The organism is Nocardia coffeae (genome assembly GCF_019890715.1).
In the GTDB taxonomy this organism is placed as follows: domain Bacteria; phylum Actinomycetota; class Actinomycetes; order Mycobacteriales; family Mycobacteriaceae; genus Nocardia; species Nocardia jiangxiensis.
Window position 1 is genome coordinate 1 of sequence record NZ_JAINZY010000036.1, and the last position, 12,059, is coordinate 12,059.

Genomic DNA, 12,059 nt, shown 5'->3' on the forward strand with positions numbered 1-12,059 from the left:
GCCGGCGAACACTGCCATCGCGGCAACGGGCAAGGCGCCCACGACGAGCACTCGCGCCGTCTTGACCAGGGCTTGACGAACCATTTTCTTCCTAACGTTCTCCCCCGGAGGCCCCGGGGATCACTCCTACGTCGGGTGATGGCCGCTACGCGCCGACCGGATGAATGGGCGGCATCGCCTGGGCCAACTTCGAGCACCGAGCCAGACACTACTGCGGACCGAGTGAATTCGCCTGGCGTTGCGGGAATTTCGTTTAATCGTCCCACGAGGCAATCTCATCCCCCGATGGGATGGTCCGGCAGTACTGTTTTCTCATCACCGCTGTCGAAGCAGTACCAATACCAGTCACCGTTGAGGTGGTGGAGTTTGCGATCTGAGGGAGGGGCGCCGGTGAGCTGGGCAAACCCGGCTCCGTCCGAGCAGTAGCCCGCTGCGGGGCTGGTCGCGAACCAGATGCCCGCGGCGTCGCGGTAGATGCTCGAGGTCGGGTGGTCGGAATCGTCGATGCGGTAGAGGCCGAGCCGGTGGCCTTCGAACGTCCGCGGATCGACACCGTTGCGCACCTGCCGTGCGGAATCATCGAAGCTGTGCTGCGAGAACTGCCAGCGCACAAGGACGGGTAGGTCTGCGCTCCATATAGCCACCGTGCACGCCACCACCAGCGCTGGCGCAAGCAGAGGACCGAGTTCGGGTACTCGAAGCCGCCGGGATACGGCCACCCGGGCGAGGTAACCGACCATCCCGAAGAAGAAGGCAACCGCCGCGACGGTCAAGAACAATTTCCACAGCACCGACTCGGCGCCGGCCGGGTCGGTGCTGTGGACGAGCAGGCTCACACACCACACAACAGTGCAGGCGAGAAACAGATGCCAGCCGAGCCGTGACCGGAGTCGTCGCCTCTCTCCTCGGCCAGGAAGGTTGTCGGACTGCACCGTGCTCATCCCGGAAGGCTATCCTCGATGCGCCCCCAGGCCCGGGGGGTCCAAATTCCCACTCTCGGGCCGCCACCACGCGGTGCCCGGACTGCTCACTGCGTGCGTGGCCGCCGTTCTGCTGGCGGTGGTCCCTTGACCTTCACCTGCGGCATCCCCAATTCGGCGTGGCCTGGTGCGCCAGTTGGCAGTGCCCGGTGGGTCTGAGACCTTTTGATGCGCAAGAAGTTCGGCCTCGGTCGCCTGCTCCCAATCGATCTCCACCGTCCACAGCACGCGGAACAACCGCAGCAGGTCATAGGCGTAGCTCCTGCACGACAACGGGCTCGCATCGCCCAGCATCCGATCGCGCAGAAAACTGCCGATCGGCTCGATCACCCGACCGGAACCGTCGAGCACCACCCAGCACTATCGCGTTCAGTGGCGCTGGGCGGCCTGGTCGAGGCGCTCGGCGGGATCCGAGGCACTGGGTGTCCATGCGGCGCGGCGGGCGTCGATGTCGTCTGCACGGTCCGCAGCGGTTCGGCCAGTTGCACCTCGCCGAGGGGGTTACCGAGAAAATGCTGATCGGTGCGCTCAAAGACCTTGAGGCAGACCGCATTGTCGTCCGCAGGGACTTCCAGGAGGTTCCTCCTCACGTCGAAGCAGATCGGTCGTTCAGCGTGGCCGCTTGAGCGGATGTTCAGTTCACATGCCCAGTCGGCAAGAAGGCCCGTAGTGGCGTCAAATTTCGCCGATGCCAGCGGATCTCAGCCTTGCCGCCCACCGGACCGGCCGGAGCGAGCCGGGCCAAACGCTGAGTCTCGGCGCGCTTTTGCCGCAGGAACGTCATGGTGAGGTCGATGCCCTCGATCCCACCGATCCAGCGCTCGGCATCGACGCGGGCGCGTCGTTGGACCAGGTCGGGTCTCGGTCTCATCGAGCCGATCGAGCATCCTGGGTTGACATTGAGCATCGGACGGCGCGCGCGTGCTCGTGGCGGCAGCCGGTGCGGGAGGGGCGAGCACAGCCGCCGAGTTCGACCTTGCGCCGACGGCCTTCAACATTGAGTGGCGCGTTGCGGTGGGTCACGAGCACGCTCGGCGAGTTGGACGTGAACCCGCTTGTAACGTCAGGAATTTACTCACGAGTTGTGCCGTCAGGTCGGGTTGTTCCTCGGCGATGAAGTGCCCACAGTCGACGGGACCGCCGCGCACGTTGGTAGCCCACCGCTGCCACACCTCCAGCGGGTCATACCAGTCGTTTACCGCACCTCGACTGCTCCACAGCACCTGTGTGGGAGCGTGAATCATGCGCCGGTTCAGCTGGTCAGTTTCGTCGTGGACGCGGTCCACAGTGGCCGCAGCGCGATACTGCGCGCAGATCGTAGCTACACGTTGCGGATCCCGGAACTGTTGACGGTAGATCGATCGGACCTCGCCCTCGAATACATGGTCGGGCCCGGCCCAGCCGTCGAGCATGTGGTCGACGAAGAAGTCGGGTGCTGCGGTGATGAGGGTTTCGGGTACCGGTTCCGGCGCAGCCATGAACGACCACACCCAGAATCCAAGCGCAAACTCAGCATTGGCGTACGCGAACGCCTCAGACGTCGGCACAATATCGAGCATGCTCAGCGCGGTAACGGTCTCGGGGTAGTCCAGCGCCATGCGGTACGCGCATCGTGCACCGCGATCGTGGCCCACCACGGCGAACCGACGATGGCCCAACAGCTCCATGGCTTCGCGCTGTTCCTGGGCGAGTGCGCGCATGCTGTGGTCGCCGGCGGCGTCGGGTGAGCTGTCGCCGTAGCCGCGTAGGTCCGTCGCAACGACCGTGAAGTCGCGAGCAAGCACAGGAGCCACGAGACGCCACATCGCGTGGGTCTGAGGGATCCCGTGCAGCAGGAGCACGGCGGGTCCATTGCCAGCTTGAACGCCATGGATCATCGAACCCGAAGTGGCCACGTCGAAGTGATCGAAGTCTGCGAACACGCGAATCTCCCAGCGGTGGACGAAGCCGCCAAGAGTTCGAAAGCGTGGCGCCCGGCACGCCTGTCAGTGCCATGAATTTTACTCTGTTGCTGCCCCCGCGTGTTGCCCCCAGGGCTGACAACGTCACGACCCGCAACAGCTAGCTGAACCGACCCGGTGAGTCGGTCACAGGTGCGCTGCCGAGGGTTCGGTTGTGGTGGTGGATCTGGAGGTGTCGCGGCCGGATAATGTTGCCGGACTTCGTATTTGCATCCGTCGTGGCGTCGGGTCTCGGCGCCGTCAGCCGCTGTGGGCAGCTGGGTGAGGTCGGTGACGCTGCCTGGCGCAGCCTTCTTGGCAGTGCGTAGGCATCTCGATTACGTCGCGTTCGGCGATCCCGATCGGGTGAAGATGCGGTCGAGTTGTTGGTCGACCACATCGATCGCGTATTCCGGTGACAACTGGCCCAGTAGCAGTCGGGTTTGCAGTCCGTCGGCTCCGGCGATGAGGAAGACGGCTTCGGCACTGGCGTCGATGTGGTGCGGTGCCTCGCCGAGTTGCTGGGCGTGAGTGATCAGGTCGGTGACCAGATTCTCGAGCTCGGGCGGTGTGGCGCGGGCGGCCGTGCCGAGGGCGGGCTCGGTGAGGAAGCGGACGAAGTAGGCCGCGTACACCACGTGCCGGTCGCGGCGTGGCTCGTCCAGTGGAAGCATCTCGAGCAGGACGCCACGCACGATCGCGCGCATACTCGGCGCGTCCCCCAGGCTCGCCATGCGGTGCTTGGCCTGTTGTTCGGCGTCGGTGTTCAGGATTTCCAGCGCTCCGAGCAGCAGTTGATCGCGGGTGCCGAAGTAGTACTGCAGCAGCCGGGCCGAGACTCCGGCCTCGGCGGCAACTTGCCGCAAGGTGACCTGTTCCAGCCCGCCCCGGATCGCCAGCCGCCAGACGGCCTCGGCGATCTGGTGGCGCCGTTCGTCGTGATCCACCTGTCGCGGCATCCGCTCTCCGTCGTCTCGGTACACGTTGTGGTGCGATCGTAACAAAACCTGTTATGGTTCAAATGAACCATAACAGGCGATGTGAGGGAGGAATTATTCATGCGAAACGTGATCATGCTGGTCGTGGGCATGGTTGTGCTGGTGTTGGGTGCGCAGGGCGGGATTCGGCTGGTGGTCGACCATGGCAACACCGGGTTGCTGGGTTGGCTGCCGGGCGGATTCGCGGCACGACTGGTCTGCTACGTGGTGATTGCCGCGGTGGGGGTGGCGCTCGCGAGTTGGGGCAAGCGGCGGTCCGATAACGCCGGGGCCGACGAATAGTGTTGCGCCGCACGATTTGTGGTGTCGCGTTGGTCGTAGTGTCCGGTGCGGGATTGGTGGGTTGTGGATCACGGCCCCGGGCCGGGGGACCGGTGGTGACGACCGGCGCCGGCCGGGTCCGGGGCATCGCAGATGCCGATGTGGTGCGATTTCGGGGGATCCCGTACGTGGCCCCGCCGGTCGGGGACCGGTGCTGGCGGCGACCGCAGCAGGTTCGACCATGGACAGGTATTCGTGACGCCGAGCGCTCGGGCCCGGTGTGTGCAACCGGAGGCGCCGGAACTGCCCAAAGGTAGTGCCCAGAGTGAGGATTGTCTGACCGTGGATGTGGCCGCCCCGGCCGGATCGGGCGGGCAGCGACCTGTTTCTGGTGTGGATTCCCGGTGGGGGTTCATCAACGGGGCGGGCTCGGAATACGATCCGGCGCGGGTTCGGCGGTGACCCGGACCAGGTGCTGGCCGGTGAGTCGGCAGGGGCGATGAGCGCCTGCACTCTGCTGACCCGCCACCGGCCCGCGGGCTGTTCCACCGGGTGATCGTGCAGAGCGGCTCCTGCCGGACCAGTCATCCCGCCGGCGCCCTCGGCGCGGGAATGGGCGCGATATCGAGCTGGCAACCACGCTCGACCATCGAGGGCGAGGGAGAGGCTTTGGCCGAGCAACTCTCCTGCCCGGACATTGCCTGCCTGCGCAACAAATCGACCGCACAACTGCTGCCCTACACCACGCAGTTTCCACTCCTGGCGTTCGGTACAGAGCTCGTCCCCGACGAACCGGGCCTATCCCGCCATTGACAGCCATCGGCGGCTCCGCGGTTATTCTTCACTGCCCCCTGTCATGCCGCATATCGGTCGAACAAAGCGCGAGATCGACTGCCGCGCTGAACATCCTGTATTGGCTCCCATGACAGTGCCGGACGAGCGATAAGAGGACTCGCCCGCGCACGGCACAGGCTCGCGCGTCGGGGGTGGGGCACCGAACCGCCCACCGCGAAACAAACACTGTCATCACATGATTCGGAGAGTCGCGGGGTGGGCGGCCCGATCCGGTGACGTCCGCCCCGCGACTCCGATGGGACAGCCCGACCAACCCGACCGGCCCGTCCCCGTAACGCACAACGCGGCTACCGGCGGCTGAGTGCCGCCGGTAGCCGGGCGTTATGCGCGGGTCATCGCTTGATCAGCGCGCGCAGGGCGGTGATCGAGGCCCGGCGTTCGTAGGCGATCCAGGCGAAGATCGCACTGAGCGCCAGCGGGAAGGGGGCCAATTCCGGGGTGTCGGCCAGGAAGGCGTTGAAGCCGGCGGCGAGGAAGGTGACGATCGCCAGGCCGATCGCGGCGGCCGCGGTCAGGCGGGGCACCATGAGTCCGATCCCGCCCGCGACCTCGGCGAGACCGATGAAGACCAGCAGCGCCAACGGGATCGAGAAGGCGGTGGCGTTGTTTTCCATCAGGGTCTGCGGGATGACGAGCTTCGGGCCGCCGGAGGCGACGATGAAGAACAGACCGAGCACGATCTGCAGGGTCCACAGGACGCGGTTGCGGATCTTGCCGGGGCGGACGGCGGCGCCGGTCTGGGTGGCGGTGATGGCGGTCATTTCTTGTTCCTTCTGGGTCGGTCGCACCGGGTTGGTGGCGCGGTCACCAGTACGGACGGGGGCGGTCCGGAAAACTCATCGCCGCGGTCGAAAGAATCTTCACCGCGCCGTCGGGACCGGATGTGCGATGTGTTCCCGGCCAGAGCTGCCCTCGGATTCGAACTGATCCCGATCAGGACGCACGGAAATGCCGCTACCCGCGTGGTCCGATCCTGCCACGCGGGACTGCGGAAGATCAACGCCCCGAGATCATCTCGGGGCGTTCGGCAGCCCCGGGAACGTCCGCAACTGCCGAGTTCCGTGCGATCTGGGTCGCACGGATGGGATGCCCGAGTCGTACCCGTTCTGCCCGGCCTTACCCGGTCGGCTGTGTCGGCGTGACATCGAAACTGGCGGTGATGAACCGCCAGAACAACGAGACTGCCTCATCTACCGAGGCGGTGATGCGGTCCGCGTGCCCTCTGTCCGACAGGCAGTCGATTACAACGGTGTCGTCGGCTACGGGCACAAGCGAACTCGGCGCACGAACGACGACTTCTTCGATGGGCGGCTTCGATATCGGGCGAGTCGTGACTATCAGATCATGCATTGATGTCTGCCCAGCCAACTGCTGGTCGCAGCCGGACCGCAAGACGCTGTCCACGATATCGGTCAGGTGCTGGAACGCGGGGTAGCGGTCGGACATCTGTCGATATCGGCCGGCGACCTCGGCCCACGACACGTCGTGGAACTCCCCGGTCCACGCGCGCAAGTTGATCGTCATATCCACCAGTATCGTCGGTCAACCGGATTCGTCGGGATCACATGAACAGCCGCTACTACCGCTGATCGCGCTGACCGCACCGGCCTACGCGGCGCGTCTCAGAAATCAACGGGCCATGATGGGTGGCGCGCAGGCTGACAGCGTGGTGGGGTAGACCGGTGGTACAGGAGAGCTCCGATAGCCCGACCGAAGGGGCACGACAACTGACGGTCAACGGGCGAACGGTGACCGATCCGAACGATCTCACCGAGCGTGAGTTCATCGCGCTGTTCGCCAGGCGCAGCGGCATGTACATCGGCCGCCCCGACGTGCGCGGTGTCACCAGTTTCTTGAACGGTTACGATGCGGCCGCCCGCCGCAGCGGCAGACCGCTCCTGGACGGTTTCCACGAGTGGCTGATCGCCAACTACATCGGCCACCAGAACAGCCTCGCATGGTGCGCGCTGATAGAATCGATCGCGCTACCGGATCACGACCGTGCGGACGCCCGCACACCCGAGCAGGAATCACGTGTGCTCAAGGTTCTGTTCGACCTCCTCGACAAATTCCTGGCCGAGCGCGAGACCGCCGAGTAGATCTGCCGCAATGGACGCACCGAATGACGAACGGCTGCATGAGCTTTTCGAGCAGGATGCCTCGCTTCTGGAGATGCTGGACCACCTGTCGATGCGTGAAGACGTGCCTCTGACTGGAATGCGGTTCTTGTGGATCTTCCAGATGGAGTTGGGTATCTCGTTTGTCGAATCGAGAAAGATACTCGCCTGTTTCGACCCCTCGATGCGTGTCGTTGACCGATTCGATCAGCTGCCGGACCTTTTCAGCAGCGGTTCGCCGTAGCGGGCCTTCTCGCGTTTGCGTGACGGGCGCAGCATGGTGATCCCATACTCACCCAGCAGAGTTTCGAACTGCCGCCCGGCGAACCCTTTGTCACAGATCAGCAGGATGCCCTCGTGCTCGGCGGTCACTGCGCTCTCGACCTCGAGCATCGCTGAAAGTACCTCGCGTTCACCGAGTTTCGGGTCGGCCAGGGCCCACAGGATCGGCATCCCGGCCGGAGTGCACACCAGATACAGCTTCAGCCCCCAATAGAAGCGGGAATGAGATGCGCAGTAGCCGTAGCCGGGTCAGCTGCTTGCGGGCGTACCGCAACCAGTGGGCCTCGGAGGTGAACCCCAGCAGCGACTGGGCCACCGCCAGGCACACCAGTTCCGCGTCGGTCAGTATCGGCGGACGGCCCGTCCAGCGTGGCCCGGCAAATTCATCATCGATCTTCACGTACAGTGCCGTCAGGAGGGTATCGAGGTCTTCCATCACAAGTCGACGTCGATACCCTCCGACGCGCCCAGACTCGAGTTCGGACGCGAAGGAGAGTGTCAACGTCGACTCGTGCAGATGTAATAGGAGATCTCGTGCTCCCCCTTGCTGTTCGGGATCAGTGCGCGGCGTACCAGCAGCCAGTGCCCGTGCCCGCAGGCCCAAGATCCGTCGATCGGCCGACAATGTCCTCAAGCGCGCCCTGAGCCACCCGGCCCCGCGATGACCGCGCTTGCGCCGACCCGATCACGGGTGCAACGCCGCGAATATCAAGAGGGCGAACAGCATCAGCGCTACCAGACCGAGGAGCATCACCACCAGCCGGAAAGCACAGCCGGAGGAGTCCCGGACCGGCGTGGTGGTGAGGAGCGGTGACCTCATGCTCCGCAACCGATACCAGACCGGGAGTTGTCGTCCCGGCTCCACGACCACGTCCAGCGAGCATGGATATTTCACGTGACCGGCCCACAGGATGCATACATCGATTCGATGCGGGCCGGGGGGCACCGGCAGTTGCCAACGCCCCCATCCACGGGCAGCGATGCGTCCGTCCACGGAAATCTCCGGCACCGCGTTCACCATTACCCTCTGGTTGGAATACCACAACCGTGGCGCGGCGACACTGACCTCGAGCATCGACGCCGCCGACGACCAGGCATCGGCCGCATCCGGACTCATGTTCATGCTCCAACAATGCGGCCGAGTACTTAACGCTCGCTTGCCATTTTCCTATCACTGGCAGGTTTGCGGACCACTGCCTCGCGACAAGACGACGCCGCCAGCACCAAGCTTGGATGTCGCACTACCGGCGACGCGGACACCCACTCACCTGAGTGCCGTTCCAGTACTTAACCAGGGTTCGGACGTATTCGTCTAGTCAGCACAGGACCCATCCTTATAGCGCCCACCGGGGCATTGCGAACACGGGTACGGGTTCCCCGGGGTGCGGACGACGGGTGTTTGTGTCCCACATCATAGGTAACTGTTTAATTATCGGCAGCCTGATCTAGACAAACGAAACCCACTTCTACAGCAGGGCGATGGGCAGACCAGAAACGACAGACAGCCAGAGGGTTGGGCTACCGCCATCGAGCAGCACTTGCACGACGGGGAGACAGCGATGGACGCGTGCTTCCGCCTGCTCGATGAATACCGGACGACCAGAGAACCGAATCCTTCGTCATGAACTCGCGAGTCCGGTACCGGTCATCACCTCCGAGGGTGCTGCACCTGCTCGGCGATGGCTTGCACGCGGGCGAGAGTGATGCCGGTTCGCTGTTCCACGGCCAACGGGTGGTCGGTGGGTTCGAGTTCGACCGTCGGACGAACACCGACGGGCTGGTAGTGCATGGTGGTCTTCAAGTTCAGGGTCGTCGGTTCGTAGGTTGGCAGCTCGGTGGACAGCCAGCCGAAATACGGGGGTTCGTGCACTCGCTCCGGGCTGGTCCACAACTGTGTGGCGCGGGTGAAGTTGGGTTGGCTCAGCGAAATCCACACTCCCCATTCGAAGTCGTTGTTCGAGTCCACGACCGGCAGGATCAGGCGGGCGCGAAGGAAGAAATGCTCCTCGCCGATGACGCACCGCTCGCCGTCGAGACTGTTACCCGGACCGCCTTCGAGGTCGTCATTCCAGTAGGCGGGCGCGACCACGCCATAACCGAAGGGCAGCCCATCATGTTCCTTGCCGCAGCAAGAGCAGAGGAACCCGAGATCCGATGACACGCTCGACAGCATAGGAACCATTAGTCAGATCGAGTGAATCGCGACGGCGTTGATCGGTGAATCTTGATGGCACCCTAGATGTTCGAGAGGTCGCATCGGGGATATCCGACGCCATGTTTCATGCTTGACATCCAGTCGCCCGCCCAGTAGCAAGGGGTGGGCATCAATGCCGAGGATGCGGCATCGCCTTTCCGGCGTAGAACTATGCGTAGTCGATGACGTAGGTAGGCGTGGTGAGGCGGACTAGATGGGGCTGGCGCGAGATGAGGCATTGGCGCTACTGGCAGAACGACTCTCAGCCCGGCGACGGCGCGGTGCCAAACGGTTGCGGGTGCTCGCCGACCCGACGACAGCAACCCAGGTTCGTGCCGCGCTTGAACGCGAAGTGCTGGACAGGCGCACATGGGAGACGCAGTATCAACTGATCATGGCCCTGGGCATGACTGGTGACCGCGACGACGTTGAATTCTTGAAAGGACTGGCACACCAACCTCGCTCCGCGACGGCGGTGAACACCGCGCTCGGAGACGCGATCGTCCGACTCGGTCGTGCTACCGACAACGACCCGGCTCCCCTGTTGTGGTGCCTGCAACAAGATGTCGAGCTGCTCGCTGACGGCGCGCTGCGCGCGGCCGCGATGCTTCGACTGAGATTTTCCGATGCCGCGGTCGGCGACGTCTTGGACTATGCCGAGGATCATTTCCACGATCTCGACCATCAATTCCTGCCGTACTGGACGGTGGTCGCGGCGACCGGCTGGTCCGGGCCCCGGGTGCAGGCATTTCTGACCCGATGTTCACAAGACGACCGGCAGCTCATCGCCGACGCCGCGAACGATGCCCTGAACGGTCGATATGGAAACCATGTGAGCGTCCTGTAGCGCGAGGGCCAGAGCAGACGCGTTGATGCGCGTGGCGGCCGCGACTGACGAAGCTCGACGAGCACCACGACGTCGCTCCGCATGACTTCCGCCTCCGCGCACCGACGACGTCAGAATTCGCCGATGCCAACAGATCTCGGCCGCACCGCCCCACGCCAGAAATTACCGACAATCATCGTCAGGATTCACCAGCGTAGCCAGAACGGGCAAATCCGCTACCTGGAACTTCCTGCAGAGGATCACCGATGACCCGCCATTTCGACCACTACGCGAGCCGAACTCCGGCGCCGGGCACCGTCGCAGCCTGGCTCAGACTCGGCATCGCCCCCACCGAACGCGTCCCCTGGTGGGCCGCGCAATGGCTCGCCGACGGCCACGACGGCCCAGCGCTGCGGGAGCTGGCGGGCCTGAACGGGCGCGAACCCTATGCAGTGCGCGACTTGCTGCCCACGGCCTTGGCCGAGGCCGGTGTCGAACTGCCCATGACGCTCACGGCCGCAGCGAGTGAAGCCTTCCGCCTGATCGCCGAACTGCACCTGACCGGGCAGGCCAGCGCACGATGGGTCGCCCAACAAATCGAACACATCGCCAGCCACACCGACTACGACCACGAAGTCCTCACACTCCCCCTCGGCCATCTCTACGACCTCGCCGACGAATGGGAATGGGACGACGGCTGGGGCCGCACCGAGCAGAAACTCCAAACCGAGGTCCGTGAGCGCTGCATCGAACAAACGCAGGCCACCTAACACCCGCGGGTCCTTGTGCCGACAGCTCCGGACATCCGTGCTCGGAACTACGGACACCGACAATCGCCTTCGAGCGTGTCAGCACCAGGGCAGGCGAAGCGCTTCGAGTTCCGGTTTCGCCTGGAGCTGCTCGATCAGCTCGGTCGGGCCGGCCACCTTGGTGGCGCACAGGTCCCAATCGGACCAGGTGATCCAGGATCGGTTAGCGGCCCACAGATTCGAGGGTGAGCCGGTGCCACTGGGGTGGTCGTACAGGTCCGCAGCGCCGCCGAGGGTGCCCGAGACCGTGACACCGGAGTCGAACTCACCGCTGACCCCGGGGCCGAAGTACGCCACGCACGGGGTGTCAGCACCGTCGGGGGACCACGCGATCAGAACATCGATCAGCGCCTGCCACGACTCCCGATCGAGGGAGCCCTCAGCGGGCGGGCGGATGCTCACCGGCCAACTCCCGCCCGCACGTGCGCCAGAAAGGCTGCGGGAACTGGGGTACCGGCCCTCGACAACCGCCGACTCGCCCGGCCGGGCCGCGAGTTCGGTCCAGCGCAGTCTCTTCCAGCCCGCTCCGGGGTGCTCGGAGCGGCCCAGCTCGTTGCCGATCACGACCGAGTTGGCCTCGAGGTCGAAGCCGGGGACCACCGTCGGCTCCTCGAGTCCGGCAGCGAGCCGCTGCCGCCACTGCTGGTCGTAGGTGATTTCCGCTGAGCCCGAATCGCGTTCGTACATCGCGTTCAGCAGCCACACCGCGTCCGGTCGTGAGTCGATCTTGTATCCACACCACCCGAGATCAGTTTCGGGCGTACCCAGCCACGAAACCAGCTCTCGATCAGCGACAC

Annotated in this window: 17 protein-coding genes and 1 pseudogene; 7 read left to right on the top strand and 11 right to left on the bottom strand. The window is 64.6% G+C overall.

All coding sequences use genetic code 11. From position 1 onward, the window contains the following. Nucleotides 1-275: 275 nt before the first annotated feature. Nucleotides 276-836, bottom strand: coding sequence for a hypothetical protein (locus tag K7711_RS46645; RefSeq protein ID WP_222979556.1), 561 nt, complete (start codon nucleotides 834-836; stop codon nucleotides 276-278). A 114-nt stretch (nucleotides 837-950) separates the two neighbouring features. Next, entirely contained in the window at nucleotides 951-1,331 is a 381-nt protein-coding gene (locus K7711_RS46650; protein ID WP_222979557.1) for a hypothetical protein, read from the bottom strand. Between the two features lie 77 nt (nucleotides 1,332-1,408). Here K7711_RS46650 and K7711_RS48805 point away from each other — a divergent pair, with 77 nt between their 5' ends. Further along, on the top strand, nucleotides 1,409-1,606 hold the full coding sequence (locus K7711_RS48805; RefSeq protein WP_222979588.1) for a winged helix-turn-helix transcriptional regulator: 198 nt from the start codon (nucleotides 1,409-1,411) through the stop codon (nucleotides 1,604-1,606). 8 nt (nucleotides 1,607-1,614) lie between these two features. Here the strand turns inward: K7711_RS48805 and K7711_RS46660 are convergent, their stop codons facing one another. The 3 genes from K7711_RS46660 to K7711_RS46670 all read right to left on the bottom strand — a co-directional run bounded on the left by K7711_RS46660 (nucleotide 1,615) and on the right by K7711_RS46670 (nucleotide 3,879). After that, the gene (locus K7711_RS46660; protein ID WP_222979558.1) at nucleotides 1,615-1,851 is read right to left on the bottom strand and encodes a hypothetical protein; all 237 of its coding nucleotides are present in this window, start codon (nucleotides 1,849-1,851) and stop codon (nucleotides 1,615-1,617) included. Nucleotides 1,852-1,999: 148 nt separating this feature from the next. Then, nucleotides 2,000-2,902 (bottom strand): alpha/beta fold hydrolase, encoded by a 903-nt coding sequence (locus K7711_RS46665; protein WP_222979559.1) that lies wholly within the window; start codon nucleotides 2,900-2,902, stop codon nucleotides 2,000-2,002. Between the two features lie 356 nt (nucleotides 2,903-3,258). Then, complete coding sequence (locus K7711_RS46670) at nucleotides 3,259-3,879, bottom strand: TetR/AcrR family transcriptional regulator (RefSeq protein WP_222979560.1); 621 nt, start codon at nucleotides 3,877-3,879, stop codon at nucleotides 3,259-3,261. 99 nt (nucleotides 3,880-3,978) lie between these two features. Here K7711_RS46670 and K7711_RS46675 point away from each other — a divergent pair, with 99 nt between their 5' ends. The 3 genes from K7711_RS46675 to K7711_RS46690 all read left to right on the top strand — a co-directional run bounded on the left by K7711_RS46675 (nucleotide 3,979) and on the right by K7711_RS46690 (nucleotide 4,992). Then, the gene (locus K7711_RS46675; RefSeq protein WP_222979561.1) at nucleotides 3,979-4,200 is read left to right on the top strand and encodes a hypothetical protein; all 222 of its coding nucleotides are present in this window, start codon (nucleotides 3,979-3,981) and stop codon (nucleotides 4,198-4,200) included. A gap of 95 nt (nucleotides 4,201-4,295) precedes the next feature. Continuing rightward, nucleotides 4,296-4,496: a carboxylesterase family protein gene (locus K7711_RS49520; protein WP_222979562.1), complete on the top strand. Its 201-nt coding sequence runs from the start codon at nucleotides 4,296-4,298 to the stop codon at nucleotides 4,494-4,496. A 235-nt stretch (nucleotides 4,497-4,731) separates the two neighbouring features. Next, the gene (locus K7711_RS46690; RefSeq protein ID WP_222979566.1) at nucleotides 4,732-4,992 is read left to right on the top strand and encodes a carboxylesterase family protein; all 261 of its coding nucleotides are present in this window, start codon (nucleotides 4,732-4,734) and stop codon (nucleotides 4,990-4,992) included. A gap of 374 nt (nucleotides 4,993-5,366) precedes the next feature. On the opposite strand, the gene K7711_RS46695 is transcribed toward K7711_RS46690, so the two are convergent. Together K7711_RS46695 and K7711_RS46700 are read right to left on the bottom strand one after the other, a co-directional pair. Continuing rightward, a complete protein-coding gene (locus K7711_RS46695; RefSeq protein ID WP_222979568.1) occupies nucleotides 5,367-5,795 on the bottom strand; it encodes a DoxX family protein in 429 nt (142 codons plus the stop codon). A 355-nt stretch (nucleotides 5,796-6,150) separates the two neighbouring features. Continuing rightward, a complete protein-coding gene (locus K7711_RS46700) occupies nucleotides 6,151-6,558 on the bottom strand; it encodes a hypothetical protein (RefSeq protein WP_222979570.1) in 408 nt (135 codons plus the stop codon). Nucleotides 6,559-6,782: 224 nt separating this feature from the next. On the opposite strand from K7711_RS46700, the gene K7711_RS46705 reads away from it, so the two are divergent. Further along, nucleotides 6,783-7,133 (top strand): hypothetical protein, encoded by a 351-nt coding sequence (locus tag K7711_RS46705; RefSeq protein ID WP_222979572.1) that lies wholly within the window; start codon nucleotides 6,783-6,785, stop codon nucleotides 7,131-7,133. A gap of 196 nt (nucleotides 7,134-7,329) precedes the next feature. Here K7711_RS46705 and K7711_RS49590 read toward each other — a convergent pair. From K7711_RS49590 to K7711_RS46725, 3 genes and pseudogenes are all read right to left on the bottom strand, one after another. Next, nucleotides 7,330-7,872: pseudogene (locus tag K7711_RS49590) on the bottom strand (transposase family protein); the annotation flags it as partial. A gap of 246 nt (nucleotides 7,873-8,118) precedes the next feature. Continuing rightward, entirely contained in the window at nucleotides 8,119-8,556 is a 438-nt protein-coding gene (locus tag K7711_RS46720) for a hypothetical protein (protein WP_222979578.1), read from the bottom strand. Between the two features lie 525 nt (nucleotides 8,557-9,081). Further along, a complete protein-coding gene (locus tag K7711_RS46725) occupies nucleotides 9,082-9,594 on the bottom strand; it encodes a DUF2199 domain-containing protein (protein WP_222979580.1) in 513 nt (170 codons plus the stop codon). Between the two features lie 247 nt (nucleotides 9,595-9,841). On the opposite strand from K7711_RS46725, the gene K7711_RS46730 reads away from it, so the two are divergent. Together K7711_RS46730 and K7711_RS46735 are read left to right on the top strand one after the other, a co-directional pair. After that, nucleotides 9,842-10,474, top strand: a complete 633-nt coding sequence (locus tag K7711_RS46730; RefSeq protein WP_222979582.1) for a hypothetical protein — start codon at nucleotides 9,842-9,844, stop codon at nucleotides 10,472-10,474. A gap of 245 nt (nucleotides 10,475-10,719) precedes the next feature. Beyond that, nucleotides 10,720-11,223: a hypothetical protein gene (locus K7711_RS46735; protein ID WP_222979584.1), complete on the top strand. Its 504-nt coding sequence runs from the start codon at nucleotides 10,720-10,722 to the stop codon at nucleotides 11,221-11,223. Between the two features lie 78 nt (nucleotides 11,224-11,301). Here K7711_RS46735 and K7711_RS46740 read toward each other — a convergent pair. Further along, the coding region (locus tag K7711_RS46740) for a hypothetical protein (protein ID WP_222979586.1) at nucleotides 11,302-12,059 on the bottom strand (758 nt) is incomplete at its 5' end.

Coding starts and splice junctions, on each gene's coding strand:
- K7711_RS48805 (WP_222979588.1), top strand. CDS start 1,409: ATGCGGCGCGGCGGGCGTCGATGTCGTCTGCACGGTCCGCAGCGGTTC.
- K7711_RS46660 (WP_222979558.1), bottom strand. CDS start 1,851: ATGAGACCGAGACCCGACCTGGTCCAACGACGCGCCCGCGTCGATGCC.
- K7711_RS46670 (WP_222979560.1), bottom strand. CDS start 3,879: ATGCCGCGACAGGTGGATCACGACGAACGGCGCCACCAGATCGCCGAG.
- K7711_RS46675 (WP_222979561.1), top strand. CDS start 3,979: ATGCGAAACGTGATCATGCTGGTCGTGGGCATGGTTGTGCTGGTGTTG.
- K7711_RS46695 (WP_222979568.1), bottom strand. CDS start 5,795: ATGACCGCCATCACCGCCACCCAGACCGGCGCCGCCGTCCGCCCCGGC.
- K7711_RS46700 (WP_222979570.1), bottom strand. CDS start 6,558: ATGACGATCAACTTGCGCGCGTGGACCGGGGAGTTCCACGACGTGTCG.
- K7711_RS46720 (WP_222979578.1), bottom strand. CDS start 8,556: ATGAACATGAGTCCGGATGCGGCCGATGCCTGGTCGTCGGCGGCGTCG.
- K7711_RS46730 (WP_222979582.1), top strand. CDS start 9,842: ATGGGGCTGGCGCGAGATGAGGCATTGGCGCTACTGGCAGAACGACTC.
- K7711_RS46735 (WP_222979584.1), top strand. CDS start 10,720: ATGACCCGCCATTTCGACCACTACGCGAGCCGAACTCCGGCGCCGGGC.